20 protein-coding genes, 1 tRNA gene and 1 pseudogene are annotated in these 25734 nt (G+C 55.1%); 15 read left to right on the top strand and 7 right to left on the bottom strand.

The genetic code is table 11. The features are described from left to right. The first annotated feature begins 253 nt into the window (after positions 1-253). From PH605_RS06585 to PH605_RS06545, 9 genes and pseudogenes are all read left to right on the top strand, one after another. Positions 254-817, top strand: a complete 564-nt coding sequence (locus PH605_RS06585; protein WP_142844733.1) for a hypothetical protein — start codon at positions 254-256, stop codon at positions 815-817. 441 nt (positions 818-1258) lie between these two features. Beyond that, complete coding sequence (locus PH605_RS06580) at positions 1259-1813, top strand: ankyrin repeat domain-containing protein (RefSeq protein WP_142844732.1); 555 nt, start codon at positions 1259-1261, stop codon at positions 1811-1813. A gap of 458 nt (positions 1814-2271) precedes the next feature. Next, positions 2272-3012, top strand: coding sequence for a carbon-nitrogen hydrolase family protein (locus PH605_RS06575; RefSeq protein WP_142844731.1), 741 nt, complete (start codon positions 2272-2274; stop codon positions 3010-3012). A 34-nt stretch (positions 3013-3046) separates the two neighbouring features. Next, a pseudogene (locus PH605_RS06570) lies at positions 3047-3474 on the top strand (carbon-nitrogen hydrolase family protein); the annotation flags it as partial. 245 nt (positions 3475-3719) lie between these two features. Then, a complete protein-coding gene (locus PH605_RS06565; RefSeq protein ID WP_142844730.1) occupies positions 3720-5195 on the top strand; it encodes a DUF4041 domain-containing protein in 1476 nt (491 codons plus the stop codon). A gap of 554 nt (positions 5196-5749) precedes the next feature. Continuing rightward, a complete protein-coding gene (locus PH605_RS06560) occupies positions 5750-6076 on the top strand; it encodes a hypothetical protein (RefSeq protein WP_142844729.1) in 327 nt (108 codons plus the stop codon). 59 nt (positions 6077-6135) lie between these two features. Then, entirely contained in the window at positions 6136-6456 is a 321-nt protein-coding gene (locus PH605_RS06555) for a hypothetical protein (protein ID WP_142844728.1), read from the top strand. Positions 6457-6618: 162 nt separating this feature from the next. Then, positions 6619-7215, top strand: coding sequence for a hypothetical protein (locus PH605_RS06550; RefSeq protein WP_142844727.1), 597 nt, complete (start codon positions 6619-6621; stop codon positions 7213-7215). Between the two features lie 37 nt (positions 7216-7252). After that, complete coding sequence (locus tag PH605_RS06545; RefSeq protein WP_142844726.1) at positions 7253-9187, top strand: AAA family ATPase; 1935 nt, start codon at positions 7253-7255, stop codon at positions 9185-9187. Between the two features lie 14 nt (positions 9188-9201). Here the strand turns inward: PH605_RS06545 and PH605_RS06540 are convergent, their stop codons facing one another. Continuing rightward, complete coding sequence (locus tag PH605_RS06540; protein ID WP_161987819.1) at positions 9202-9720, bottom strand: PIN domain-containing protein; 519 nt, start codon at positions 9718-9720, stop codon at positions 9202-9204. 112 nt (positions 9721-9832) lie between these two features. Between PH605_RS06540 and PH605_RS06535 the strand changes: the two genes are divergently transcribed. The 5 genes from PH605_RS06535 to PH605_RS06515 all read left to right on the top strand — a co-directional run bounded on the left by PH605_RS06535 (position 9833) and on the right by PH605_RS06515 (position 16657). Further along, entirely contained in the window at positions 9833-10069 is a 237-nt protein-coding gene (locus tag PH605_RS06535) for a hypothetical protein (protein WP_142844724.1), read from the top strand. Between the two features lie 433 nt (positions 10070-10502). Continuing rightward, positions 10503-11939, top strand: a complete 1437-nt coding sequence (locus PH605_RS06530) for a reverse transcriptase domain-containing protein (RefSeq protein WP_237680912.1) — start codon at positions 10503-10505, stop codon at positions 11937-11939. A 148-nt stretch (positions 11940-12087) separates the two neighbouring features. Beyond that, on the top strand, positions 12088-12939 hold the full coding sequence (locus tag PH605_RS06525; RefSeq protein WP_137004905.1) for a HamA C-terminal domain-containing protein: 852 nt from the start codon (positions 12088-12090) through the stop codon (positions 12937-12939). Continuing rightward, positions 12936-15023, top strand: coding sequence for a DEAD/DEAH box helicase (locus tag PH605_RS06520; protein WP_142844722.1), 2088 nt, complete (start codon positions 12936-12938; stop codon positions 15021-15023). Before PH605_RS06525 ends, PH605_RS06520 begins: the two co-directional genes overlap by 4 nt. Before the next feature lie 704 nt (positions 15024-15727). After that, on the top strand, positions 15728-16657 hold the full coding sequence (locus PH605_RS06515) for a hypothetical protein (protein WP_142844721.1): 930 nt from the start codon (positions 15728-15730) through the stop codon (positions 16655-16657). A gap of 142 nt (positions 16658-16799) precedes the next feature. Here the strand turns inward: PH605_RS06515 and PH605_RS06510 are convergent. Next, positions 16800-16884 (bottom strand) — tRNA-Leu (locus PH605_RS06510). A gap of 296 nt (positions 16885-17180) precedes the next feature. Here PH605_RS06510 and uppQ point away from each other — a divergent pair. Beyond that, positions 17181-17816, top strand: a complete 636-nt coding sequence (gene uppQ / locus PH605_RS06505) for a polysaccharide biosynthesis GNAT family N-acetyltransferase UppQ (protein WP_142844720.1) — start codon at positions 17181-17183, stop codon at positions 17814-17816. 55 nt (positions 17817-17871) lie between these two features. Here the strand turns inward: uppQ and PH605_RS06500 are convergent, their stop codons facing one another. The 5 genes from PH605_RS06500 to secA form a co-directional block, all read right to left on the bottom strand. Then, positions 17872-19143 (bottom strand): GNAT family N-acetyltransferase, encoded by a 1272-nt coding sequence (locus PH605_RS06500; protein WP_065657099.1) that lies wholly within the window; start codon positions 19141-19143, stop codon positions 17872-17874. Positions 19144-19151: 8 nt separating this feature from the next. Further along, the gene (uppV, locus tag PH605_RS06495) at positions 19152-20567 is read right to left on the bottom strand and encodes a Wzx-type polysaccharide biosynthesis protein UppV (protein WP_142844719.1); all 1416 of its coding nucleotides are present in this window, start codon (positions 20565-20567) and stop codon (positions 19152-19154) included. Positions 20568-20624: 57 nt separating this feature from the next. Further along, entirely contained in the window at positions 20625-21827 is a 1203-nt protein-coding gene (gene mdoC / locus PH605_RS06490) for a glucans biosynthesis protein MdoC (protein WP_142844718.1), read from the bottom strand. Positions 21828-21908: 81 nt separating this feature from the next. Beyond that, positions 21909-22802, bottom strand: a complete 894-nt coding sequence (locus PH605_RS06485; protein WP_142844717.1) for a DMT family transporter — start codon at positions 22800-22802, stop codon at positions 21909-21911. A 135-nt stretch (positions 22803-22937) separates the two neighbouring features. Continuing rightward, positions 22938-25655 (bottom strand): preprotein translocase subunit SecA, encoded by a 2718-nt coding sequence (secA, locus tag PH605_RS06480; protein ID WP_142844716.1) that lies wholly within the window; start codon positions 25653-25655, stop codon positions 22938-22940. Positions 25656-25734 lie beyond the last annotated feature (79 nt).

The following is a 25734-nucleotide window of genomic DNA, read 5'->3' as shown; positions in this document are numbered from 1 at the left end:
CGAAATTTCTTGGAATGCCTGCCTGCTCAACCAAGCAAAAATTTTGCTTTGATGTCATCTGTTCTAGGGAGGCTGGAGTTCAGTCTCGTCGACTTATTTCTGTGCATGGGACCTCCATTAGCTGCCGACACAAGTATTTGGTTAGCAGTGAACCGAGTCATTCATACTAACTTTATTCTGTTGGCGCTTCGGTTCCCCGAGGTGTTAAAAAGTTAATATATATCTGAAATGGCTAGGGGGAAGGAGAACCCCTATGCCGAATGATGTAAGTGAAGACGAAAAGTGGGAGCGCGCACGCGTTAGATATCAGGAATTCAGGGAAAACCGTGACGGAGGGTATTTACTGCAAATCGTTCTCTCGCAATTCGAAAGAGAGCGTAGGGTTACTCAGCTGTTTGGAAAACTTGCAAACATCATCATGGCTAAGCAAAATGAAGGACAGGATATTTCTGGCCTAGTCGGGCTCAAAGACTTCATTGACGAGCCCTATGATGCCGAACCCCACGATTTTTATGAAGCTGCGTTGATGTATTGGGATTTTGAATGCCTTGCCCATGATTATCAGAAGGACATGAGGTTACCGATCTATCCGGATGCGATCTTGATTCAGAACCCAGAGCATGAGGAATACGTCCACACACCCAATGGCATTGTAAGCTACAGAAACGATCATGCCGACGATCCGCTCGGTGCAGTTTTGAAGTTTCTCGCGCAAAAATTTCGAAACCACCCTCATATGGTCGAACTGTTCACGCAGTTTCGAAAGGATGGCAGAATAGGCTTCAGCGTCAACGACGATCCGGAGCTTTATGCCTGAGGGCTGATGAACGCCTGGATTTGCTATCGGTCAGTTCCTGCGGAAGTAATACGTACTATATTCCTAAGGCAGAAAACCTGTGTCTAATCATCTTTCCGAGTTGCAAATAAAGTTGAGGTCGTTCCTAATATTGAGTTCTCCCTCGGAGAGCTGTACCCCACTCGACCGCTAATTAATTATGCAATTGATGATCATAGATTCTTCGATTGGGAAATGCCGACGCTGACAGGTGTGACCGCCGAAAAGTTTAGGTTCGTTGCCGATAAATTGCCGTGTGAATAGCTGGTGGCCATAAAAATCTGGCTTGCTTCCATCTCCGGCCCTCGCCGAATGGATACGTGACGACTACGGTCTCGGGCGTTCCACCTGAGAACTGGCGGTTCGGATTCCCCGGAGGTCAAATTCCCGCGTGCAATTAAGAGAATATCCAAGGAGGTAACTGTGTTTCGCTGGGCTCATCGACTTCTGACATTTCTGGGAGTTGGCATCGGTTCAGCTATCGCGGCGGATGGCGACGCGGTGCGAGTTTTCCACGATGCCGTTCATATGGGCAAAGTGGAAACGGTTCGAACGATGCTCACGGCCAATCCTGGACTTGCCGTTTCCAGGGACCAATATGGTTTCCAGCCCGTACACCTCCTCGACATGTATCTGGATAAGGAAGTGCTCGATCTCCTGTTTGCAAATGGAGCAAACATCAATGCTGTGAACGATGAGGGCGTCACCATTCTGCACATTGTCACCGATCCGGATGCCGTTCCGCTCCTTGTGGGACGAGGCGCAAATGTCGAAGCTCGCGACAAAAGAGGATGGACCCCTCTGATCATGCAGGCAAACAACCAGCAGAATGGTCCGGATGTCGTCGCCGCTCTTCTTGCGCACGGCGCTGACCCGAATGCAGAAGGGCACGATGGCGAAACCGCTCTTTCCTTCGCAAAGGAAACGGGTGATGGATCGTTTATCGAGGTCCTCACCGCTAACGGTGCAACGAAGTGACGACCGCAAGCCTCAGAATTCGTCATAGCGCGCAGCGCTCATAGAAGACATGAATCCAAATCTTTAACGAAGGTCGCTTTCGATGCCTTCGTTGATGGTCCGCTCAGATCGTCAATTTCCGAAAGCATGCTGTCCGAAGCCTTCCTTCGGGTCAGGCCAGGCACATCTGTCGTATTTCGAACCTCCGTTCTCCAGCAGAGAAGGGGTCGTAGGAGTTGGGCCTCAGGATGGGGATTCGCTTCTGGAGCATGTTCAGGCTTCCGGTCGATACGCAGGACACAGGCGGACCTTCCGTCGCAAGGGACGGAAGCAGAAGGTCAGCGCTCTATTCGTATCGATCTAAACATGCTGGACCATTACCAGGAGAGCGTGAAGGAGTCGACTCTGATACTGGTTGAACATCGCTCTTTTTGAGCTGATCATCAGTGGTGCTAGAGTTAAGATCAGAAAGCATTGACATGAGAGCCGTCCGGATCGCAGCCGCTCAGACTGCCGAGTACAGAGACGATGTTGAGGGCGCTCTGTCCTCTGCCGTCGAGCTTTCACAACAGGCGAAAGCCGAAGGTGCAAGTCTACTTTGTTTTCCAGAGGGATACCTCCAAGGGTATCTGACCGACGAAGCTTCCGCACGACGAGTTGCGCTGGATGTCTCCTCCAGCCACTTCAACGACCTGATGAAACGCTTCTCCAAAGTCGGACCTACGATTGTCATGGGCTTCATCGAGGTGTCGATGGGCAAGTTGTTCAACAGCGCTGTGGTCATAGAAGGTGCGACCACGGTCGGTTGCTACCGAAAACGGCATCTTCTGCCGGGCGAAAGCGCCTTCTCCGCAGGTGCGGACACACCAGTCTTCAACGCAGGCGGTCTGAAGTTCGGAATAAACATCTGTTATGACACCAACTTCCCTGCAGCGGCGCAGCGTGTTGCTGATTGTGGCGCAACGCTTATCGTCTGTCCCGCAAACAACATGATGCGAAGAGATAGGGCAGAAATCTTCAGAGATGCCCACAACTCTGTACGTGGTGACCGATGTCGAGAGACTGGCCTTTGGCTTGTATCGGCAGATGTCTCTGGCGAACGCGACGGTCGCGTATCACTGGGACCGACCGCTGTTCTAAATCCAGAAGGAGACGTCGTAAAGCAGCTACCGCTTGGGAAACCGGGGCTGCTGTTGGTGGATATCCCAGTCAGGGCTTAACAAGAGGTCAAAATGCAAACCATAAGCACTATAGTTGACCTTTGACGTTGACGGCGTCCGCTTCGGCTGCGCGCTCGGAATGGAAACGCATTATCCGGAGATATTCACCGAGTATGAGCGGCTTGAAGTAGATTGCGTCCTGTTCTCAACCACTGGCGACACGCCTTCCGCTGCACCAGGTTTTGCCGCCGAGGTGTTGGGGCATTCGGCCAGCAACGCGTACTGGATCGGCTATGCTGCCCATGCGCCGCAGAGCATCGTGCCCCTTCAGGAATCGCTGCACCGAACGGTCAATGGAAAGCACTGTGCAAGGCAGACGGTGCAGTCGCGATCACCGTTGCGGATATTGCAATTGACCCGGATAATCCGGCCCGACCGTGGCGACGAAAAGCGCGTGCTGAGCTTTACCGCCCTTATCAGGTGATAGCCGACCCGAGGAGCGACACTCGCAACCTGTTCTAAGCCTATTACGGTCAGCGGCATAGACGACCGCTGACCGTACCGCAGTTTGAATCGCCGCCCGGTCGGCGCGCGCGTCAGCGACTCGCAGTCTCCTTTGGTATCTCTTTAATATTACCGTTTGGTCGTTTCAGCTCCAATTTAGCTGAGCCAGATATCGGGGCACTTTTATCCACCGTCTGATTGTACTCTCTAGAATTTTTCAACGAGAACGGTAATCTGCAGTCTTTAAGGGCTGGGGAGCATCAATGAGTCCGGAATATGCAGTCGCAATAGGCGTTACTTTCGTCCTGGTCATTCCGGTGGCAATGTTGGTTTTCTTGGTGCTGTGGTGGAAGCAGCGTCGAAAAGCGAGGAAGGCCACAACTGAAGCCACCCAACTCAGCGGTGAACTGACCGACACGAACGCGAAACTCTTGAAAGCCATGGAACTGGGACGTAAAACTCACGAGGAAAAGGTCGTTTTAGCCGAGCGCGTGACGGGGTTGGAAGATCGGTTTAAGAGCATCCTCGATGTCGATGCAGAGGTGTCCAAGCTTCAGGCACAGGTGAAGGTTGAGACGGCGAAGATAGATGATCTACGCAACTCCTATATAGAGAAGCGGGCCACCTATGATCGCCTGATAAAGGAAGTTGCCGTCTTCGACGAGAAGCTGGCGTTTGCGGAGATGGGCGTTTACGAGCCGCATTTCGAATTTAACGATAGCGAAGAGTATAAGCGCAATATTGAAATCGTGAGGGCTTCGCAGAAGGCGATGGTGACGGCCAAAACAGCTGCCGTGTGCCCCACCGCGTGGACGGTCGAAGGAAGTACCTCAAAAGGCCAAACGATGACCAATCGGAACATCAAGTTGACGCTCCGAGCCTTCAATAACGAGTGCGAGGCCGCAATAGCGAATTGTCGATGGAGCAACGTCAACGCGATGGAAAAACGCATCGCGACTGCCTTCACCCAGATCAACAAGTTGAACGAGTCCAACCATGTTTCGATTACCGAACTGTATTTGAAACTAAAGTTCCAGGAGTTGTTCCTGACACACGAGTACCGGGAGAAACTCAAGGCCGAACGAGAAGAACGGGCGGAATTGGCTAGGGCAGCCAAGGAAGAGCAGAAACTCATCCGCGACATGGAGCGTGCCGAAGAGGAGGAGGCTCGTTATCAGCGTCTTCTCAACAAGGCTAAGGCCGAAGCCGAGAGCGCGGTCGGTCCGAAACTTGAAGCATTCAATACCCAGATTGAGATGCTGGAACGCGACTTAGCGGAGGCGCATGCAAAGTTTGAACGTGCACAGGCGATGGCTGAGAAGACCCGTTCGGGGTATGTTTATATCATTTCAAACGTCGGTTCGTTCGGCAGTGACGTCGTGAAGATCGGTCTGACGCGCCGTCTCGATCCGGCAGACCGCATCCGCGAGCTTGGGGACGCCAGCGTTCCATTTGTTTTCGATACTCATGCCATCATCTACAGCGACAACGCTCCGGGACTGGAGCGTGCTCTGCATGCCGAATTTGAGCCCGTGCGAGTGAATGCCCAGAATTACCGGAAGGAATTCTTCAAGGCGACGCTGGACGAGGTCGAGACGGCCGTTAAGCGCTTGGCTCCAGATGCCCCGTTCTTTAAGGACGTCGAGGCGCAGGACTATCGCGAGACACTCGCAAAGCGGCGGTCTACTCTTCTTGCTCAGGAAATGGCAACCGAAGCATTGCTACCCGAGGCGATCTGAGAAAGGATGGGCCCCATGCCGCCCGACAGGAAACCAGCCTTTACTTCATTCGCAACCGGATAAGTTTTCTTGTAGGACGAGATGGGTCGGCCGTGCCGATCCCTGAGGGCGCGCGGTATGGCTCGGCTTCCGTGCGACAGGAGGACCAGCGGCAATAGTTCGTTTGAGCGAACTATAGGTGCATCGACGGCGACGGGCTCTCTCCGAAACCACGACTTTTCCCGGGGATATGAGCAGTTGATCCTTCATGTGCAGGGTACCATGCCGTCCAGACTAAAGGACGAGGAGCAGTTCCATCCCAGTTTCGTCGGAGAGGATCGACTGAAGAACCCGTTTTGAAGCCAATATGCATATTGCCTCCCGAGACCGGTATCGTTGCACTGATATCTTTATAGGGAGACCCGCTCCGGACAACCGCATTAGGCCAAAATCAGACTTCGCTCCATTAGCGTGTCATTAAACATCATAGACGATCTCAAACCGAGGACGCTATCGCAGGCCACGATATTAGTATTGGGTAGACCAGCTTAAACAGCACTGCGCAAGGGGTGTTAATGAACATGAGAACATCTGCTCTTGGAGTAATTATCGGTATCGCCTGGAGCGCCGCAGCTATAGCGCAGACGGCAGATTTACCAACTCCGCAAGAAGCAGCGCGAGCATACGTCAAAGCGACGAATTCGATGGGAATGGTCTGGGAAAAGAAAAAGGAGGGGGACTATATCGTAAACCTTGGTGAGTGCGCAAAAAGCTCTTCTGGACCAGGCGTGATTTGCATAGCCTCCATCAAGACGAATGTTCCAAACTCCAAGCCATTTCATAATAAGCTCGGTTTTTCCAGATCGCCATCTGGGGAGTGGGTAGCGACATTTGAGCGTTGATTTAACCCTTAGGACACACCTGAGCAAAAGCGTTTTTTCCTATCGTGGAAGGGGAAAGAATGGGTATTTTGCTGAAGCCTCAACAGGCATTTCGCGGGGGCCATCAATGGCCATTTAGTAGGAAGCTGCAAGCTGCGCATTCCGGACAAACACAAATGATCGATCCAATCGTGAGGGCAATTCAGGGGGCGATAGTTAATATCTGTTTTTCCGACCCAGCGACCGGTGCCAGGCTAGAACGGCTGGCGCTGCAGCCAAGCGGCGACATCAGGACCGCGTTGAAAGTGGATGGTGACGTGCTCTACTACAGCAGAGAGCACGTGAAAAGTCTGACCACGGCTGAACTGAAGGACGCTCTAGTGAAGGCGGTCGGGGTATAATTTACGGTGCGCATGCCTTCTCAAAAAAAACATTGACGCGGCGGTTTTTGTTCTCTATTCGTTCTAATCATGAAAAACGCACCTCTGCACATCATACGAATATCCCGTTAATCCGCTGCCTCGTCAGAGGCTTCGATTAATCGCGAGTATTCGAGTGTGTAGATGAGTATCCAGCCGTTGCCTTCTGGCAGGACGTCACGTAAGTCGTCAGCCATCTTCTCCCAGCCCAAATTCAGCCGATGCGTAGGACGCTTCATCGCCAGAGATCAACTGGCGCGTGATGTCGCGTGCCTTTTGGAATTCGAAGACGCAGTTTCGAGCTGGAACTGCCGGTCCCTGGAGTTTCGACAGGGCGTGGACACGTATCGCCCTGATTTCGTTGCCGAACGATCTCAGGATATCTTGGTAATCGATGCTATCGGGCAACATCGTCCTCCGCCTTGGATTTCTGAAGCCGTCCGCGCAGAGAACTATACTTATCAAACCTTGTCACGCGGCGACATTGATCCGATCCGCTTGAAAAATTGCAAAGACCTGCTTCGTTACGCCGGGACCGAGGTCCGTCTCGGTGACCGCATCCGGTTGCTTTCCGCGCTTGAAGATGAGGGTTCCCTCACGTTTTCAGAGTGCTTGCAGATGATGAGGGAGAGCCAGCCGATATGCGCGCTGGCGAATATGATTTTAGCCCGGTTTATCGAGATCGATCTCGATACCGCGCTTCTAGGGCCTGACACCAGCGTCCGCAAGTTCTCCCGATAAATCACGTATTCTAATATTAGATCGCCAAGGGATCACCATGTCACGCAGCAAAAAGCATAGCCGTGCGCCTCAATCGATGCGCCAATACGTATTCGACAGCATCATCACCCGCGCTATCAGGGAGCATCCCCTGTTTGCAGCAGGGGGGCCTGGCTTTTTGGTCCTTGTGACACCTGAAGGATATCCCCCGTCTGAATATAGAGCGTCTGTTTTCGAACACCTTACCCAAGAGGACCGGTTCTACAGAAGCGATGATGTAGGCTGCATTCTCATCAATCTGAAAGATAAATCATCGAAGTTCGAAGACGACTACTACCAGTGCTATAAAAGGGAACGCGTCATCGCTGTGATCGAGAAAGGTGTTGAGTTGCCTTCGGTAATCCGGCTCTCCGCAGACATGGTGATCGACATTCCCCCCATCACGCCCGACGATCTAAAAGCTGCATCGAGGGCTGTGTTGCGTCTCCCTATGACGGACGAGCAAGCCATCATTGCACTCAGCTATCCACGTGAGCACCTCTGGGCAGCTTTTCGTCCGAGACGTTCGATCAGCGAATCAATGCGACGCTTGAGGGAAACTCCGTTTGCCGCGCCAAGCAATGAGGTGAACGAAAATAAGATGCGGCCAGCCTCTGAAACGCCGATGCTTGCGGATATGTACGGCTATGGTTCGGCAAAAGAATGGGGCATGCAGCTTGCGACTGATCTAGCCGATTGGCAGGCTGGAAAGATCGACTGGGGCGATGTGGATAAAGGCATCGTGCTTAGCGGTCCTCCTGGCGTTGGCAAAAGCATTTTCGCCAACGCGCTTGCAAAACAATGCGATGTTCTCTTGGTCGCATCATCACTTGGACGGTGGCAAAGCAGGGGGCATCTGGGCGACCTACTTAAGGCGATGCGAGCGGACTTCGACCGCGCCCGTAGCAATGCGCCGTCTATTATGTTCATCGATGAAATTGATTCCTTCGGGTCACGGGACAGTTTCGACCACGACAATGCTAATTACAGCATTCAAGTTGTGAACGCGCTGCTTGAATGCTTGGATGGATTGGATGGAAGAGAAGGTGTTGTCGTGGTGGGTGCGACGAACAATATTGATCGCATTGACCCGGCAATCATTCGCGCAGGTCGACTTGACCGACATGTTCAGATTCCACTGCCATCAGTTCCAGACAGGATTGCGATCCTTTCCCAATTGACGGACCACTGCATCCCGATTTCTGAACTAGCATCTCTAGGACCGCTCACCAAAGGTATGACAGGTGCCGATTTGGCAAAAGCTGTTCGCGATGGGCGGAGGCTGGCAAGGCGGGATAAGCGGCAGCTCACGCTGGAAGACCTGAAGGCAGGACTTCCGGAAACGGTCAAAATTTCTGGTGACCACCGTTGGGCTATCGCAGTTCATGAAGCCGGGCACACAGTTGTTGGTACTCAACTGAAATACGGCACCTACCTGGGTACTGATATTTCGGATTTCGTGCGCCCTGACCTGAAGCATCAGATGGGCGGCGCTGCTCATTTCGATATTCCCCCCGTGGCTCGTCGCAACCAACAATTCTATCTAAATTGTGTTGCAGTGATGCTGGCGGGCCTGGCGGCAGAACAACTATGCCTGGGAGACCTAAGCGACGGGGCGGGCGGAGGAGAAAACTGCGACCTCGCCGTCGCCACGCGCATTGCAACCTATGCTGAAGCCAAGCTTGGGATGGGGGCAACGTTCCTTCACAGCAAGGCTGAGAGCGATGAGGAACTCGAAAGGATCAGGCTGCACGATGCCGGTCTGCGAGTCCGAGTGGAAAAGACCCTGGCGGACCAATTTGAGAGAGCGAAGGACATCCTGAAAAGAAAGCGAGCCCTGCTTGAGATGCTGGCGACGGAACTAGACGCGAACGGCTTTCTCTCCCCTGAACGCGTTATCGACCTGGAGAAAAACATCGCCGTTTCAATTCCTTCGGAATCTCAAATAGTTTGAATCCAGCGGTACCGTTAGTTGGTCCCAATTTTTTCGAGGGAAGCTTCATGTGGGTTGGTGGTATGCCACGTGTCGGTCTGGGGATTATAGATTCCCGGGAGTGGGTAGCAGCTGTGGATAAGAAGGAAGTCTCGCGTATTGAAAGTTGCAATAGGTGTTCTATGTACCAGAGCTGCTGCGGCAACATGAAGGTCCTGCCCATGTCTGAGACGTTTTGCACCGGGATGAGAAACGATGAGATTGCGTAGCTTCGGATCGGCAGCTAATGTTCCCCAAGCTTCGGCCACCTCTTTCCCTGTTTCCAGGATAGGCATGCCCAACGTCATTAGATTCTGGTACCACCGCGTCAATTGCACCGCTTTCACCGGATCGCGGGAACAAAGCTGCGTAATGCCCTGTTGGAACTCCATGATTGCGGCAGCTGGAATAAACAAATTTGAGGCCGTTTCAATGAAACGGACGACACCTGGGTGAGGTCTGGCCCTGCTTGTTTCGCTTAGGACGCATGTGTCGAGAATGTATCCTGCAGCCATGGAAATACGCTCACGTGAAAATATGAGCACGCTCCACATTTATAGTTAAAGCGGAGTTAACCTCGCTTTATCGGAAATCGCCCGGCCATATTCGTTCATTTAGGAGGCCGTAATGACTGAAGACGAGCATCCCTCACCATCGGAAGGCTCCAGCGGAAACATAACCGGGGAAGAGATTATTATTCCAGCAGAAGGTGATCTGAGGCGCTTTTTCGAAATCCTCCGCAGTGGAGGAAAAGTAACTGTGACGGATGGAAAGGACCGTTTCTCAGTCCATATTTCTCCGTCTCAGGTTTCCGATAAAGCGCGAGCGTTTTTGACCCGGGGAGGCCCTGTTCCCACGGATTAAACTTGCCATATATGCTCATCCTGGATGGCGCGGCCTCTCTTGGTTAGTTTTTGCGGAGTTCAGCGCACATGTCTCACCGAAGTTTTACTTGTGTATAAATAAGATATCTCGATTCTTGTTCTTGAAATCGGCGAATGCGTTTGCAATATTCGATCTATCCGGTCACGAGGGGTAACCTTGGGGGGCGGAGAGTTACTTGAAGCTGTCAAGCCCGAAGGCCGCCAGCAGGTATGCCATGATGTCCATCCGGACCTCCAGGTATAGCTGGACGCTCAAGGTACATGACGAGCAATCGTACATGCAGCTAATATAGTCCATTATCTCGACTACTTGTGCCGAAAGGGTATTCAATACCCGCTCTAAACAGTCGGGGGCGAGAGGATAACCGAAAGCACATCGGTTCTTTTGCCCCCTCTCGCCTTTGAGGGCCATCGTGAAGGCATGGACTGCTTCCGTCAGACGCTATCCGCACTTCGACCCGGTCATAGATGCTGCAGAAGCTGAGGCGATTGCTACGGACCCGGCCCGGGTCGTGACCCACACGTTCTACCCATTCTTAAAGTACGATGAGGGTTGGACGCAATTCGCCGAGAAGGGCAAGCACGGGAAGCGGAAAGATCGTCCTATAAGGTTTGCGGCCCGGCTCGATAGCTGCATATTTTCCTATTACCGATACCTTCTATCTGCGCCTTATGAAGCAATACTTCAGGCCGAAAGATTGTCGAGTTCCGTCATTGCATATCGTCGGATACCAAAGTCCAGCGGCAGTGGCGGGCAGAGCAATATCGATTTTGCGCTTTCCGCTGTCCAGGCAATCCAGACCCAAGGCAATTGCTGCACCATAGCGCTCGATATCAGCAGCTTTTTCGAAACCCTCGACCACAATCGTCTTCAGAGCGTATGGGCTGACTTGCTGGAAGTGTCGAAACTTCCAGCTGATCACTTCACGGTATATCGAGCGATAACGCGTTATGCTTTCGTGGACGTCGTTAAAGCTTACACACGCCTCGGATACTATGGCGATAAATCGGATCGCAACGGCAAAGTTAAACCGGGCTATCTGAAAGCTCGTAAGGATATCCCTGTTCAATTATGTGACGGGAGGACCTTTCGGGAAAAGATCGCTCGGTCCGCTACCCAAACATCGATCATAGAGGTCAACAAGCTCGGGATGGGGGTCCCGCAGGGCGCACCGTTGTCCGATCTTCTGGCAAATGCCTACCTTCTGGAATTCGATAAATACCTTCGAGACACTTGTGACGAGCTTGGCGGCTGCTTCTTCCGCTATTCCGACGACATTCTGGTCATTGCGCCGATTTCCGAAACTGACGCAGTTCAGCTAGAGAAGGAAATTCGAGGGGCCATAGCCACCTATGGCAAAGGGCTCCTGATCAAGGAGGAAAAATCGGCGATCCATCGGTTCGATGTTCAGGGCGACGGCCAGGCAGTTCGCACGATTAAGGCCACCGACAAAGACGGCAAGCAGATGCAGAACAAACCCTTTGAATATCTTGGCTTCCGATATGATGGGAGGTGTGCGTATATCCGCGACAAAACGATGAGCAATCTCCATCGCAAAATCGCGTCGGTGTGCAGAGCAACGGCAATTCGACAGGTGAAGCGATATCGAGGCAAGCCAATCAACGACATTATGGCTTTGACCAATGTTGAAAAGGTGATCCAGGCCTTCGGATCGGTCGAAGACTTCCACCTCAAAGCCGCCGATTATCGCTCCTGGACCTTTACTACATACGCCAAGCGCGCGTCGAAGACGATGGGAGCACTGGGAATGCCAATCGCACGCCAAATTGGCAAACTGCGGGCTGCAATCCGCCGTAGGCTGGAATCCGAGCTAATACGAGCACTGTAGTGTTCCCGCCTTCGCTGATCTCTTGCGGCTCATAACCGCATGACGAGATGTACGATTCCGATAATCTTCTAATTAAGCGATATTAGTATAAGGTTGAGTCGTGATCCTTCGACTCGCGCTATAGTCGCCAAAAGTGTGTTGCAATTTGATGACTGTCTATGCAGATAAACCGGAACGCCTCCTCACTCAGATCAGTACAGATTCGGCGATTATGTCGAAGAGCAGCTATTGCGCGGGTTTTGAGCTAAAAGCGTGGCGATGCAACGCACTTGCGGATCACTTGATCGATTGGATCGCGGACTACGCGTTAAAGGAGGAAGAGCTTTCTGGGTCGCACGGCAATATGTATGTACGGCTCAAGCAAGCCGCCGCAAGAATATACTCAACCGAGAATTACGGAAAGCGAGGAGAAATCGGGGAGATACTCTTACATGCGGTATGTCGTGATTTTTTCTCTACAATTCCGCTTGCTCCCCGAGTTTTCTATCTTACTTCTTCTAACGAAGTCGTGAAGTCTTTCGATTTGGTCCACGTCCGTCCCCTCGACACGTCGAGCTTCGAGATATGGCTCGGCGAGGCGAAGTTTTATAAGGATTCCGATGATGCGATACGTGCCGCTATTTCCTCGGTAGAAGCTCATATCGATCAAGGATTTCTCAACAACGAAAAGCTGATTTTAGGTCCGCAAGTTTCAAAAGATGTTCCGTATTGGGCGGAAATTCGGAAGCTACTATCCTCAAGAACATCGCTGGACGAGTTATTCAAGTCGGCGGTGTTTCCGATTTGTATCGCCTGCGACAGCTACGCTGTCGGTGGTCACGAGACGCATTGTGAGTCGTATTCGGCAGCGGTCGTCAAGGAGATAGACATCCTTGCATCCAAAGTTGTCGACTCCGGCCTGAACCAAAAAATCACCATCCAGCTTATCTATGTTCCCTTGGCATCAAAGGACTCGCTAGCCGAGGCGTTCGATAAACGCTTGAAGGGGCTGTCCCCATGACTCTGCCGCGACCTGATTGGCAAATGCTAAGCTCTCTCGGCGGGACGGAACTTCAAAGGAAAGTGTTCGACCTCCTTCAAAGCGCGTCGCTGGCAATTCAGATTTCGGAAGTGGACGAGCCAACACTTCTAGAATTCGTGCCGCGTTTGGCTGATGTCATTAACGACCGCCCAGAATTGGAAACTTTTAAGGAACCCTTTAGCTCCTTGGCTCGCAGCACCGGTCTTTGGAACTACATTGACCGAGATAAGGCCGATACGTCAGACGCGCTGCTGGCGGAAAGTGTCACTGTTCCCGAGTTGGGCGACATAACCTTGCACCGAGAACAGGTTGGCATCCTGAATGACGTTCTTGCCGGAAAAAACGTTATCCTGAGTGCTCCGACGAGCTTCGGGAAAAGCCTCTTGATCGACGCTTTGCTGGCGACCGGTCGATATCGTCGCGTGGCGATTATTCTGCCGACAATCGCTTTGCTTGACGAATTCCGACGGCGTTTGCGGCGGCGGTTTCAAGACAGATTTTCAATAATCATGCATCCCGGCGATGTTGTTCCAAAAGATCAACCCGCGATCTTTCTTGGGACCCAAGAACGCCTTATCAGCCGCACAGACCTCGGCTCGCTTGATTTGACCGTCGTTGATGAGTTCTACAAGCTCGATCCCGCGCGACAGGATGACCGGAGTGTTACATTGAATGCGGCCGTCTATCGACTGCTCAGCAAGTCTAAACAGTTCTTCTTTCTAGGGCCAAACATCGACAATGTAAGGGTCAGTAACGACAGCAAATGGAAGTTTGAGTTTATAAGAACCAGATTTTCCACGGTTGCAGTCGATACCTTTGATCTAACGCGGATTGATAACAAACAGGAACGCCTGTTTGAGGAGATCGGCGAAGACCGAAATTGGCCCGCACTCGTCTTCGTGTCAGCTCCGGATAAAGCGAACCGGATCGCAAAGGAGGCCAGCGATGAAATTGCGGTTTCAGATGATAGTTCGGATTTTGCGGACTGGCTCAACGACAACGTCGGGTCTAATTGGTCGCTGGTGAAAACCGTGCGTTTTGGATTCGGCGTTCATCACGGGCGAATTCCGCGAGCTATTGCATCGCAAATGGTTCGGATGTTCAACGAGGGCAGTCTCCCAGTCTTGTTCTGCACATCTACCCTGATTGAGGGCGTGAACACTGCCGCGAAAACAGTCCTGATTTACGATAAAAAGATCAACAGGACGAGCTATGACTTCTTTACATTCTCCAATATCCGTGGTCGAGCCGGGCGACTGGGCCAACATCATGTCGGGCAAGTTTTCTTGTTCAACTCGCCTCCTGTTCGGGAGGAGATGGAAGTATCACCGACCCTTTTTGGAGAGGATGACGAAGCTCCGGATAGCTATGTCGTATACTTGGACGAAGATGATACGAACGAGGAGGTGGAAGAACGAGTAGCAAATCTGCGCGACGACCTTGGCCTCGACAGTGAAGGCTTGAGGTTGGCAGCGAGCGTTGGTCTGGATGTAGCGCATGCCCTCCGACGGGAGATCGCATCCGAGTTTCGAAGAAGATCGACCCGTCTGGCGTGGTCTGGTTATCCTGATTATAAGTCAATACTCGCACTTGTCGAGATTGCCTGCACCACAAAGCGACCTCGTGAATTTGGCGCGGTATCGGCTTCACAGCTTACGCTTTTCATCAGCCGCCTGCGTCAGCACCGCGAGTTGAAAGACTTCCTACTTTGGTTCAACGATAACTTCAGAGGAGAAGACACCGAATTCGATAACGTCTTCAAGTTTTTACGAGCGTGTGAGTATGGGCTCCCGCAGGTTTTTGCCCTTGTTGAGCTTTTCGCCAAAGCCTACTCGCCGCAAACCGACTACAGTCTCTTTCTTCGAGAACTTAGCCGCTGGTTTAGAGCGGAAGAACTCAAAAACCTGGACGAGGAAGGAATACCGATCCAGATTTCGGAGCGCTTTTATTCGGTTGGTGATGATCGTGCTTCTTTGTTGAGGAAACTCCAAGATGCAGTGGACAAGGGTTCAGATAAGCTTTCAGTATTTGAGCATCGTTGGCTCGCAGCATCGCTGACCTAATGAGGCCCGTCACCAATTGTATGGCGACATCTCATTCGCCCGCCCCCAAGAAACAGGGGGTGTAGTTATGGCATCGCACTCGCAGCTTTCGGCGGTGACCTATCTGCACACTGAACTCGTGCTTTGATAAGAACATTTCAGCTAGCTTGCACCTCACGAGAATCGAACCTGGCAATGCAAGCACATATCAACGAAATAAACGCGTCCCACGAAATCGGCCACTATGTTCTTGTCGGGCGCAACAATTTCCCTCTTCAATCCATCAGTATCATGCACTGGGGCGGGTTTCAGCGATCATGAATTTTCTGAGGCATCGGGATCGACCATAGAACTCTCGCTTGTAGGGTGTGCCGGTGGGCTTACCGCAACGCGCATTAAGGAATTGGTGTTTTCCATCGCAAGCATTCTCAAGCTGATGTCGTATAGCTGTGGAAGCCGTTGAAGGTACTGGTTCTTCTCAGCGGGAAGAATGACATTCCCGCCCTTTTGCATGAAGGCGTCGCACCATCACTCCTAGTAGCTCCCGTTGGACACTGCTCCGAGACGGCGTCTGATGGAAAAGTTAACGACCAACAACTACTCTCTGAGAAGGCGCTTGAGGTTGTCGTTAACGACGAACCCTTGACTCGTGTGGTCGAGGCTGCGGCTTCGTTGTTCCTTGCATTCGCAAATACAAAATTGGGCTTCCCTAAAGGAGCGCCCAAATGGACTACCTTCCTCACCCGGCTCGCACTTTGTTTATCGAAGCGACCCAATACGAACGCTCAGCTCAAGCGAAAGCAGCCATCGAGATGAACATCGCCGTTACCGATCCCAGTTTGGACTGCCAACGCCGAGTTATAGCAAGGTGGGTCGACGCTTCGGAACAGTCGGGCGCAACTGATGAGCAAGTCGCGGACATGGAGGCTCGCGCCAAAATTTTTGAGAAGATTGCGGAATCTGTGCTCAAAAGCGACGAGTGCTCGATCTTCGACGTCTCCGCTTTGATCCCGAAGTTGCCCAAGAACGACGTCTCGGCCTTTAACCTCCGGAACTTGGTGCTGCCTGGTGATGAAACCGTCTACATCCATCTTGGCCGCCAAGAGGCGCTCGTCGTCGATCAGACCCAGGACCTCTATTTTGAAGGCGCTTATGTCACACAAGTTGACGATGAGAACGGTGACGACGAAGGCAGCACCTTCCAGATAGCGCTCGTATTCAGCGATCCCGAATTCGGTGCGCTGGCCTTTGACCGTGCAATCGGTCGGACGCTAAAGCGGAATTCGGACTTTGTCCGGTTCGAGATCAAGCATACCGACAGCGTCCAACAGAGCTTTGCCAGCATGGCGCAAAACGGGCTGGTGGAAGAGAGCCAGATTTTAACCGCCCCGTTGAACGTCTATCGCGTGGCCTATGATCTTGTCGTCAGATCGATGATCTACCTCGGCCTTGAAGGGCGTGACCTGGAATTGGGCTTCTTCACCGGCGCTCCGGACAAGCAGGTGCGGAGGGCGTTGAAGGGCGATGAAAACGCTGAACGGTATCTGTTGGAAAACGGCTTTCCTGCCGTGCAGTTTGTCGGCAGAAACATCGGACCGATTCAGGACCTGTCGGAACCCGAATGGGGTTCTGAACCAGTTGGCTTTCGGATTTAGAGGATTTTGCGGTTTCAAGCCACGAATACGGCCGGGGAAAGTTGTTACGGGGCATCCGCCCCCTAAGACCCGCTCCAGGGAAATTCGTTAGGGGCCGCACCAGCTGGTCAAAGCTTAGAGAAATCAATGCGCTTTTAGGAAATGGTACCCCAAGCCGGGATCGAACCAGCACTCCTTTCGGAACCGCATTTTGAGTGCGGCGCGTCTACCAATTCCGCCATTGGGGCAACGGTGGTAATGCCACGGCGTCTATCATGCTCAAGGCCATGCGTGCAACCCCAAAGCTGACTTATCCTTTTTGAATTGCGCGTGTTTGCGCGTGCGGTTTTCCGTCTTTGCCGGGCCGCCGATCAAAATATTGCGAAGGGTGGCTGTGCCGGATCGCGACACCTGCAGTTGCGGCATTAGGGTAATATTAGGTACCTCTAATAAATTAGAATATACGCAATTACTAATTGAATTATGATGTCAGGGTGGAGTTTCCACGCGGGGCGGGAATGGCCAAACTCATAGGGAGGAAATTATGAGGGCTTTTTCTCGCAATTTATTACTGTCCGCCTGCCTGATCCTGCCGATCAACGCCCATGCGCTGGATATCGGGATCGGTGGCGAGAATGGGGTTAACGCCAGTGTTGGCGATAATGGCAGCGGCGGGCTTGGGGTCGATGCCTCCGTTGGCGGCAGCAGTGGCGTTAACGCCAGTGCGGATGTCGGCGGCAGGAGCGGCGGCGGGCTGGGTGCGGATGTCAACGCATCGGTCGGCGGCAGCAGTGGGGTCAATGCGGATGTCAATGCATCCGTCGGCGGTTCCAGTGGCGTCAATGCCGGTGTGAACGCTTCCGTTGGCGGCTCGGACGGCATCAATGCCAATGTCGGCGCCAATGTGGGCGGCTCGAGCGGTGTCGGTCTCGGCGTCGGCGTCGGTATTGGCGGCTCCGGTTCGACCGGCACGCCCGGAAATCCCGGCGGCAGCACCACCAGTCCCGGCGGCTCGGGCACAGTGTCTCCGGGCGCGATGCGCAATGCCCTGCAAGCCTATAACGATATGTCGCGGACCGAGCAGATCAAGCTCGCCCGCCGTTGTGTCGATATTCTGGGCGGCGGATACGATGCGGCGCTGACGAAACTGTGCAAGATGATCCGGACGGCCTCGCGCTGAAGCAGGCTTTGCCCGTGTCAGAAAACTTCGAAGGGCGCCACTGGCGCCCTTCGGATCAATTGCCCTTGCGTCCAAAGGACAGGATTTTCTGCCGCAGGCTGCGGGCGAGGTTGCGGGTGTTGCGGTACATGTCCACCTGCGTGGAAACCTGACGCACATCCCGGTCGCTGTTCTGGGCAAGCCCGACGACCAGCGTGCCCATTTCCTGACGCTCCTGCCAGAAGCGGCTCATGATCGGATGATCGGGCACGGCGCAGCTGTCGCTGCGCAGAATATTGGCATCGTCCAGATGCCAGTCGGTCAGTTTCTGCACCAGCAGCTTGCCGGGAGAAAATTGCGCATAGCTCTCGTCGAAAGCGGTCTTCCACGTATAGGCCTCGCCCGCCGTGATGAACACCACCATGGAGGCGATGGCGCTGCCATTGAGATCGATGGTGTGGATACGCACCGCATCCGCTTCGGCCAGATTGGTGATCGCCTCGCGGGCGAAGGCGGCGCGATAACGGTCGTTGACCAGCGCGGTGCGTTTACGGCCTTTCCAGCCGCTCGCCTCCAGCGCCAGAAACTCCTCCATACGGTAACGCACGTCCGCTGGCTGCCGGGTAACGGTATAGGAGAGGGCCCCAAGTTTTTCGAGTTGCCGCCACTGCCTGTTCATTTCGCGCAAATGGTGCGGCGCAAGGGCGTTTCGCAGATAGGCTCTGCCATCGAGAAGGCTCTCCAGCATCGGCCGGTAATAATTGCCCGTCGTCGTCACCGGCAGGTTGCGGCTGAGCGCGATGGCTTTGAACATGCGGGCAAACGGCCCTTCCAGCCGAATGTCCGGCAGAACCAGAACATTCGGCAGACGCATGTTGCTGTCGGAAAGCGCATCGAAAAGATTGTCGAGGGTTTCGGCGGCGCCTTCGGTGTCGACCAGCGGCGTGCCGAGCGGCCCGAATGGATTGGCCCAGACGCGAATGATGGAGGGACCAATGGAAAAGCCCGGCTTTTCCACGGTAAAGGGCATCAGGAAGCGCATGCGGCTTCTGGCGCCGTTCTCATCGCGAATGAGGGCGAAGCGCACGGACTTGTCCTCGATGCGCGGCATGGCGGGCGCGAGAAGCCTTCCGGTGAAGAAGACATTCGCCTCCATGACGCGGTTGGACAGAAAGTCGAGTTCTTCCTGCATGTCATAACCGAGCTGACCCGGATAGATGCAGAATTCCCGGCCATCGCGGCCCACGCGTCGGCTGCTGTCGGCCACGGGGCGGTCACGCTCCGCGGACGCCATCAGTGCCGCGATGCGCGGGTCCTGAAAATCCGGATTCTTTGGATCGCTGGACATGCTTATCGTTACACCGCCTTCCCAGTGTTTTGACCCGCCCGGGGATCGTTGAAGGCAAAAAGGACGATCCCGAGTGTGCGGCGAATGGCAATATGCAATAGCACAGCTTCTATGCACATGGCTATCGCCACCGCTGCCGCTGCCCCTGCCAGACCATAGACCGGAATGAGCGCCATGTTGAGTGCAATGTTGCAACCGAAGATGATAATATAAAGCACGACGCACAATTTTTGTTTGCCGGCCATGTTCAGCAATGTTTCCCCCGGGCCGATCAGCGCCTTGGCGAGGAAACCGGCGAAAAGGAAGAACATCAGCTCATAACCCTGAACGAAGCCGGGACCGAACAGCGACAGCAGGAACGGGCCGGCCAGAAGCACCACGCTGCCGACGCCGAGCGATGGCCAGAAGGCCCAGCGCGCGGCCTGGCTGGCGAAACCGGCGAGCCCCTGCCGGTCATCGGCCGACATGAGGGCGGCCAGGCGCGGGGCGGCGGCCGCCTGCACCGAGAAAAACACGAATTGCATCAGCACGATGGTCTTTGCAGCGGCAAAATAGATGCCAACCTGATCCGGCGGCAGATAAAGCCCGACGATCACCACATCGGAATTGGTCATCAAAAAACCAATGCCGTCGATCAGGAACATCGGGAAGGCGAACCTTATCCAGTGGCGGAAATGCACCCTGCGGACCGTGCTGCGGAAATGCCGGTTGAGCCTGCGGTTCATGAAGGCGAAATGGAAAAGCGTGGTGACATAGGTGGCAAGAAGGGCCGTCAGCATGGCCGTCGTTGCAGTTTTTTCCGCGCCGAGACCGATTGCCACCAGCATGAACAGCAGGATCAGCACCGGGCGAACGATATAGGTAGGGCTGAGTGCGGAGACCGCCCAGCCATTGGCGCGCGCGGTGCCGTTCAGCACATCGCCCAGCGCCACCATCGGCAGGGTGAAAAGCGCCAGCGACACGGGAATGAGATAATAGGAGGCGATGCGCTCGCCGAAGAAATACAGGAAAACGAAACCGAAAATCGCAAGCGCGCTGGCCGAAAGCATGGCGAAGACCCGCGCCGTCGAGGTCAGCCCCATGATCTTGTCATGGGCATCCTCCAGACGATAGCCGGGTAAAAAGCGGATGACCGTGGTGTGAAAACCGAGACAGGAAAGATTGCCGAACAGGATCACCAGAACCCAGACGAAGGCGAACAGGCCATATTCGAATTCGCCCATCAGGCGGGCAAGAATGATCTGGGAAATGAAGGCTATACCGGCGCTGACGATACGCACCGCAAACGCAACCAGCGCCATGCGCTGCGCGCGGGAGACCTCATCCCCGCCGGAAAGAACAACGGTGACTTTCGCTACCAGCGGCGAAAGCTTCGCGCGCAGGCCTGCGGGTAAGGCTTTTTCCGCCGTGTTGAGGATAGCCATGATCCACACGCCATCATTTCCAGTTGAATAGGCAGGCCGATCATACGCGCTTCATCCTTAACGAAGGGTTTGGGACGCGCCGGCCTGTGTGCCAATATCGTCCGCCACGCGTGGCTTGCGGATGCCGTTGAACAGGAAAAGGGCGAGCGGGCTGAGGCGTATCGCCTGATGCAGCATATAGGCCGCCGTCGTGGTGGCCGCGACGATGATGGTGAATTCCAGGATGGGCGGCAGCGCAATGAGGATGAACAGCGTCCCGAACGCGTAGATCAGCGGATGGTGGAACAGGTAGATGGTGAAGGACGCATCCGTCATGCGTCTGGCAAGGCGGTTCGGCCTGTCGAAATAACGGCAGGCGAGGTCTATCAACAGACGGCTCGCCGCCACCGCCGCAATTGCCGACACCAGCACCAGCAGGGCCGAATTCGAAAAGGGATATTGCAGGCGCAGGGTCACCGCCGTCGCGATGGTGCCCGCCGCGATGACGCCGGTGAGAAGGCCCGTCTGGCGAAAGCGGTGAAAGAGGGCGCGGTCACGGTGCAGCAGCGCGCCGATGAGGAAGAATGGCAGGTAACGCGCATAGGGATCGGAAGCACGTTCATAGAAAAAAAAGAGGCCGCTTCCGCTTTTTGCTGCAAGCTGGCCGGATCCGTAGATCGTCAATTCCCACACAACAGGTACGAGGCAGAGGATTGCGAAAAACAGGGAGGTATGCCCCTGCCGCAGGCTGCCGAACCAATCTCTCACATAGGCTACTGGCGGACGTTCCAAGAGAAACAGCAGGCCGGCAAGCAGGATCGAATAGAAGATAAGGGCCGGCAGGAACCATAGATGCATGATCCACTGTTCGCTCGGGCGCAGCAGGCCGGGCAGGCTCTCAAGCAGCCGGTCGGCCGGGATATCGCCTTTGGCGACGCGGGCCAGTTGCAGCAGGAAAAGCTGTGATGGCCCGAGCAGAAGGACCGCGATGATAAAGGGCACGCCGAGGCGCAGGAAACGCTGTCTCAGCCAGCGCATCTTGCCCTTCCTGCCGATGACCATGGTGGAAAAATAGCCGGCCACCAGAAAGAATGCCGGCATGCGGAAGGTGACGAGTGCGGAGCCCAGCGCGCTCAGAAGCGGGCTGGTGTCGGAATCCTTGATGTCCCATGGCAGGGCATAGCTGTAGAGGAGGGAGGCGTGATAGGGAATGCCAAGCAGCATGAGGAGCGCCCTTAGCGGGTCCCAGTAGTGCTCGTAGTCTGATTTGCCCGGTTGCATTTTTCCCTCGCGCCGCAGGCGCGATCCCGTGTGATCAGCAATGACCAGCACGACTATTGGTGGAAAACGCTAATAAACCCTTCACGCCCCGGAGGGTGTGGGCGGAGCCTTTTTCCTTGGCATGAGATCGAGGACCAGCGCACAGCCCAGAATGATGATGCCGGCGCCGAAAAGCTGGGGAAGCGAAAGCGGCTCATCCAGCACCAGCGCGCCGACGAGGACCGCAACGACGGTCACGGCGAATTCCACGCTGATCGCCCTGGTTGCGCCGATCGAGGAGACAAGCTTGAAATAGGTGATGTAGGTGAGGCCGCTCATGACCACCGCCTGTACGAGAAGATAACCGTAATCGATGAGGCGCGGTGCTCCGGGCAGGGGCACGGCCAGAAGAAGCGGCAATGTCATCAGCCCGCCCGTGAGAAAGGAGCCGATGGTGATTTCCCACGAACCCACGCCCTTGAGATAGCGGCTGGCATAGTTGCTGCCATAGGCGGCGCAGATGCAGGCGGCGAGGGCGGCGGCACAGCCGATGATGAAGCCGGTCGTGACGGGCACGGCGGGGAAGCCGACAAGCAGCAAGATGCCGCTAAAGCCGATGATGAGTCCGGCAAAGCCCTGTTTCGTCAGGCGTTCAAGTCCCCAGACCTGTGAGATGAGCATGGAAAAAAGCGGGATGGTGGCCACCAGAATGGCCGCCATGGCGGTGCCGACCAGCGGCGTCGCATAGGAGAGGCCGATCAACTGTCCCGCGACCGTTGTTGCGCCGACGACGGCGAAGGCGCGCCAGCTCGCGGAAAATGCGAGCTTTCGACGCGCCGCAATCGCGATCAGAAACAGGGTGACGGCGGTGACCAGCGAACGGAGCGTGACCGCGCCGATCCAGCCGAAGGCCTCGACGACATGCAAAAGCAGCAGGAAGGACATTCCCCACGCGAGTGCGAGAAAAACATAAGCGGCAAAGTCGCGACGGGCCATGAAAGCTTTTTCCGGAAGACGATCAGGCTCCCATATTGGAAATTGCCGATATCCGTCAACAGCGATCGAGGGGTGCAACGAAAATCGCCCGCAACCGAAGGTGCGGGCGATTTCATTTGTCTGTCAGCAACTGCCTCAGGCTTGTTCGTAAACGCCGTGGCAGTGCTTGTATTTCTTGCCGGAGCCGCAGGGGCACATTTCGTTGCGGCCGATGCGACCCCAGGTGGCCGGGTTTTCCGGATCGCGATCCTCGGCCGGCACGAAGGCGGCGGGCGCGGCCTGTTGGCCCAGCGCCATTTCGTCTTCGCCCGTATTGGGGTCGAGATGATGCGCCGTCATTTCCGGCAGTTCCGGCTGCTGCGGTTCCTGCTGCACCAGTTCCACGCGCATCAGCTGGGCGGTCACGGCCTCGCGCAGATTGGCGAGCAGCGCCTGGAACAGTTCGAAGGCTTCCGCCTTGTATTCCTGCAGCGGGTCGCGCTGGGCATAACCGCGGAAACCGACGACCGAGCGGAGATGGTCGAGGTTGACGATATGTTCGCGCCACAGATGGTCGATCGTCTGGAGAATGACCGAGCGTTCCACATAGGTCATGATCTCGGGGCCGAAACGTTCCGCGCGCTCGGCGGCGTATTTGTCGGCGGCCTCGGTAACACGCTGGAGAATATCGTCCTCGGCGATGCCTTCTTCCTTAGCCCATTCCTCCACCGGCAGGTCGAGGTTGAGGAACTGGGCGATGCCGGCCTTCAGGCCTGCAATATCCCACTGTTCCGCATAGGCATTTTCCGGAATATGCTTGGTGACGAGCGTTTCGATCACTTCATGGCGCATATCGGCTGCGGTTTCGCCGATATTGTCGGCTTCCATCAGCTCGAGGCGCTGTTCGAAGATGACCTTGCGCTGGTCGTTCAGCACGTCGTCATATTTCAGAAGGTTCTTGCGGGTCTCGAAGTTGCGGGCTTCGACCTTCTTCTGGGCGCGTTCCAGCGCCTTGTTGATCCACGGATGGACGATTGCCTCGCCTTCCTTCAGGCCGAGCTTCTGAAGCATCGAGTCCATTCGCTCGGAACCGAAGATGCGCATCAGGTCATCCTGAAGCGACAGGTAGAATTTTGAACGGCCCGGGTCGCCCTGACGGCCGGAACGGCCGCGCAGCTGGTTGTCGATGCGTCGGCTTTCGTGGCGTTCGGTGGCGATGACGTAAAGACCGCCGGCGGCGAGCGCCTTTTCCTTCAGAACTTTGATCTCGGCGCGGATCGCCTGTTCCTTGGCGTCGTGTTCCGGACCCGGCTCCATGCCTTCGAGCTCGCGCTCAAGCCGCATGTCGACGTTACCGCCGAGCTGGATGTCGGTGCCGCGGCCGGCCATGTTGGTGGCGATGGTGACCGCACCCGGAACGCCGGCCTGCGAAACGATATAGGCTTCCTGCTCGTGGTAACGGGCGTTCAGGACCTGGAAATTGGAGAAGCCAGACTGACGCAGGAGATGCGCCAGAAGCTCGGATTTTTCGATGGAGGTCGTGCCCACCAGAACCGGCTGGCCGCGTTCATGCGCCGCCTTGATCTCGGTGATGATCGCCTGGAACTTCTCCTCGCCAGTGCGGTAAACCTCGTCGTCCTCGTCGATACGCTGGATCGGCAGGTTGGTCGGCACTTCGATGACGTCGAGGCCGTAAATGTTGCCGAATTCTTCCGCTTCCGTCGCGGCCGTGCCGGTCATGCCGGCCAGCTTTTCGTACATGCGGAAATAATTCTGGAAGGTGACGGAGGAAAGCGTCTGGTTTTCCGGCTGGATCTGCACCTTTTCCTTGGCTTCGAGAGCCTGATGCTGACCTTCGGAATAACGGCGGCCCGGCATCATGCGGCCGGTGAACTCGTCGATGATGACGATTTCGTCGTTGCGGACGATATAGTCCTTGTCGCGGGTAAAGAGCTTGTGGGCCTTCAGCGCATTGTTGATGTGGTGAACGATGGCGACGTTTTCGACGTCGTAAAGCGATTCGCCCTTCAGCAGTCCCGCCTGCCGCAGCAGGTTCTCGAGCTTCTCGGTGCCGTCTTCGGAGAAGTTGGCCGAGCGCTGCTTTTCATCGATTTCGTAATCTTCCGGCGTCAGCAGCGGAATGAAGGCGTCGATGGTGTTGTAAAGGTCGGAACGGTCGTCCAGCGGGCCGGAAATGATCAGCGGCGTGCGCGCCTCGTCGACCAGGATCGAGTCGACTTCGTCGACGATCGCGTAGTTGTGGCCGCGCTGAACCATCTGGGCGCGGTCATATTTCATGTTGTCGCGAAGATAGTCGAAGCCGAGTTCGTTGTTCGTCGCGTAGGTGATGTCGCACGCATAGGCCTCGCGGCGCTGGTCGTCGTCCAGCCCGTGGACGATCACGCCGGTCGTCAGGCCGAGGAAGCCGTAGAGCCTGCTCATCGTGGCCGCGTCACGCTTGGCGAGATAGTCGTTGACGGTGACGACATGCACGCCCTTGCCGGCAAGGGCGTTGAGGTAGACCGCAAGGGTCGCCACCAGCGTCTTACCTTCACCGGTCTTCATTTCGGCGATGGCGCCTCCATGCAGAATCATGCCGCCGGTCAGCTGCACGTCGAAGGGCCGCATATGCAGAACGCGGCGCGACGCTTCGCGGGCGACGGCGAAAGCCGGGATCAGCAGGTCGTCCAGCGTCTTGCCGTCGGCAAGCTGCTGGCGGAACTCAGCGGTCTTGGCCGCCAGCGCTTCGTCGGAGAGCGCCTTGGTGGCCTCTTCCAGCGCATTGATGGCTGCGATCTTGCTTTTATAGGAGCGGACGCGGCGGTCATTTGCCGAACCGAACAACTTGCGGGCTATTCCGCCGAGACTGACCATCTTACTGGCCCTTTCTGAAATTCCGTTTTGCCGGGCGCTTTTCTCCGTCACGCCGATTTCAGCATAAATGACGGACTTC

The organism is Agrobacterium sp. CFBP 3001, from assembly GCF_027871605.1.
Taxonomy (GTDB): Bacteria; Pseudomonadota; Alphaproteobacteria; order Rhizobiales; family Rhizobiaceae; genus Agrobacterium; species Agrobacterium leguminum.
The sequence above is the reverse complement of the archived record's forward strand: the minus strand, read 5'-3'. Positions and strand labels throughout refer to the sequence as shown.

Excerpts from the sequence above, each read along its gene's own strand:
- PH605_RS06585 (WP_142844733.1), top strand. The coding sequence starts at position 254 with ATGCCGAATGATGTAAGTGAAGACGAAAAGTGGGAGCGCGCACGCGTT.
- PH605_RS06575 (WP_142844731.1), top strand. The coding sequence starts at position 2,272 with ATGAGAGCCGTCCGGATCGCAGCCGCTCAGACTGCCGAGTACAGAGAC.
- PH605_RS06565 (WP_142844730.1), top strand. The coding sequence starts at position 3,720 with ATGAGTCCGGAATATGCAGTCGCAATAGGCGTTACTTTCGTCCTGGTC.
- PH605_RS06560 (WP_142844729.1), top strand. The coding sequence starts at position 5,750 with ATGAACATGAGAACATCTGCTCTTGGAGTAATTATCGGTATCGCCTGG.
- PH605_RS06555 (WP_142844728.1), top strand. The coding sequence starts at position 6,136 with ATGGGTATTTTGCTGAAGCCTCAACAGGCATTTCGCGGGGGCCATCAA.
- PH605_RS06550 (WP_142844727.1), top strand. The coding sequence starts at position 6,619 with ATGAGTATCCAGCCGTTGCCTTCTGGCAGGACGTCACGTAAGTCGTCA.
- PH605_RS06545 (WP_142844726.1), top strand. The coding sequence starts at position 7,253 with ATGTCACGCAGCAAAAAGCATAGCCGTGCGCCTCAATCGATGCGCCAA.
- PH605_RS06540 (WP_161987819.1), bottom strand. The coding sequence starts at position 9,720 with ATGGCTGCAGGATACATTCTCGACACATGCGTCCTAAGCGAAACAAGC.
- PH605_RS06535 (WP_142844724.1), top strand. The coding sequence starts at position 9,833 with ATGACTGAAGACGAGCATCCCTCACCATCGGAAGGCTCCAGCGGAAAC.
- PH605_RS06525 (WP_137004905.1), top strand. The coding sequence starts at position 12,088 with ATGACTGTCTATGCAGATAAACCGGAACGCCTCCTCACTCAGATCAGT.
- PH605_RS06520 (WP_142844722.1), top strand. The coding sequence starts at position 12,936 with ATGACTCTGCCGCGACCTGATTGGCAAATGCTAAGCTCTCTCGGCGGG.
- PH605_RS06515 (WP_142844721.1), top strand. The coding sequence starts at position 15,728 with ATGGACTACCTTCCTCACCCGGCTCGCACTTTGTTTATCGAAGCGACC.
- uppQ (WP_142844720.1), top strand. The coding sequence starts at position 17,181 with ATGAGGGCTTTTTCTCGCAATTTATTACTGTCCGCCTGCCTGATCCTG.
- PH605_RS06500 (WP_065657099.1), bottom strand. The coding sequence starts at position 19,143 with ATGTCCAGCGATCCAAAGAATCCGGATTTTCAGGACCCGCGCATCGCG.
- uppV (WP_142844719.1), bottom strand. The coding sequence starts at position 20,567 with ATGGCTATCCTCAACACGGCGGAAAAAGCCTTACCCGCAGGCCTGCGC.
- mdoC (WP_142844718.1), bottom strand. The coding sequence starts at position 21,827 with ATGCAACCGGGCAAATCAGACTACGAGCACTACTGGGACCCGCTAAGG.
- PH605_RS06485 (WP_142844717.1), bottom strand. The coding sequence starts at position 22,802 with ATGGCCCGTCGCGACTTTGCCGCTTATGTTTTTCTCGCACTCGCGTGG.
- secA (WP_142844716.1), bottom strand. The coding sequence starts at position 25,655 with ATGGTCAGTCTCGGCGGAATAGCCCGCAAGTTGTTCGGTTCGGCAAAT.